The organism is Agathobaculum ammoniilyticum, from assembly GCF_025567315.1.
Classification (GTDB): domain Bacteria; phylum Bacillota; class Clostridia; order Oscillospirales; family Butyricicoccaceae; genus Agathobaculum; species Agathobaculum ammoniilyticum.
Genome location: NZ_JAOQJE010000049.1, coordinates 1 through 651, shown reverse-complemented (window position 1 = coordinate 651; position 651 = coordinate 1). Strand labels below are relative to the sequence as shown.

General features: G+C 64.1%; 1 pseudogene. It reads left to right on the top strand.

Going from position 1 to position 651, the window contains the following annotated elements:
- Positions 1-176 precede the first annotated feature (176 nt).
- Positions 177-651, top strand: a pseudogene (locus OCV66_RS15495) (hypothetical protein); the annotation flags it as partial.

Sequence of the window (651 nt, the reverse complement as noted above, 5' to 3'; positions counted from 1 at the left end):
CTCGCCGCCGCGGAAGCGCTGCGGCGCAGGCTGCAGACCGCCAGGTTCGGTCTGCTCATCGCGGAATGCGGCAGCGGAAAGTCTAAGGTCGGCAGCATTGCCATGCAGTCGTATTGCAAAAGCACAGGAAATGCCTGCATATCGTCCTCTGCCCCTCCCACATGACAGGCAAATGGGTGCGCGAGCTGGAGGAGGCCATCTCAAACGCGCGTGCCGCCATCGTGCGGACGTCAGCGGACATGGACGCCCTCTACGCGGGGTATGCCCGCGGCGGCCGCACCGTGTTTGCAGTCATGTCCAAGGAAAACGCGCTGGACGGCTATATGCGCCGCCCAGCGGCCAGATGGGACGCAAGGCGGCAGGGCTTTACCTGCCCGGACTGCGGCAGCGTGATCCAGATGGAATTTATGGACTGCGGTAAGCGGACATTGACAGACGCCACGCCGGAATACTTCCGGACAGAGACCCGCGCCAACCGCAAGTGCGAAGGCTGCGGCGCTGTCCTCTGGACAGCCACCACCGCGGAGGAACAGAGCGAATGGGTGCGCATCAGCCATCTGGGCTATGTCCACAGCCGTTTTGCGTACCTTGCGCGGGACGCCTGCAAAACAGCGGCGGCGAAAAAGCAGCTTGCCGCCCTGCTGCGCGAGC